The organism is Roseovarius salincola, from assembly GCF_026891095.1.
Taxonomy (GTDB): Bacteria; Pseudomonadota; Alphaproteobacteria; order Rhodobacterales; family Rhodobacteraceae; genus Roseovarius; species Roseovarius salincola.
Genome location: NZ_JAPTNL010000061.1, coordinates 1 through 583 on the forward strand (window position 1 = coordinate 1; position 583 = coordinate 583).

1 protein-coding gene is annotated in these 583 nt (G+C 66.4%); it reads right to left on the minus strand.

What is annotated here, in order from left to right; all coding sequences use genetic code 11:
- Positions 1-583: EF-Tu C-terminal domain-related protein (locus N5A93_RS19485; RefSeq protein WP_268956755.1), on the minus strand; the 583-nt coding region annotated here is incomplete at both ends.

The window sequence follows — 583 nt, forward strand, 5'->3', positions numbered from 1 at the left end:
GCGCCGACGGTGCGGCCGCCTTCGCGGATGGCGAAGCGCAGGCCGTCTTCCATGGCGATCGGGGCGATCAGCTCGACCTCGAAGGACACGTTGTCGCCCGGCATCACCATCTCGGTGCCGCTGGCCAGCGTCACCGTCCCGGTCACGTCCGTCGTGCGGAAGTAGAACTGCGGGCGGTAATTGGCGAAGAACGGCGTGTGACGGCCACCCTCTTCCTTGGTCAGGATATAGGCTTCGGCCTCGAACTTCGTGTGCGGCGTCACCGAACCCGGCTTGCACAGAACCTGCCCGCGCTCGACCTGCTCGCGGTCGATCCCGCGCAGCAGCGCACCGATATTGTCGCCCGCCTCGCCGCGATCCAGCAGCTTGCGGAACATCTCGACGCCCGTGCAGGTGGTCTTCTGCGTGTCCTTGATGCCGATGATCTCGATGTCGTCGCCGACATTGATCACGCCGCGCTCGACGCGACCGGTCACCACCGTGCCCCGCCCCGAGATCGAGAACACGTCCTCGATCGGCATCAGGAACGGCTGATCCACCGCGCGCGCCGGGGTCGGGATGTAATCATCCACCGCCGCCATCA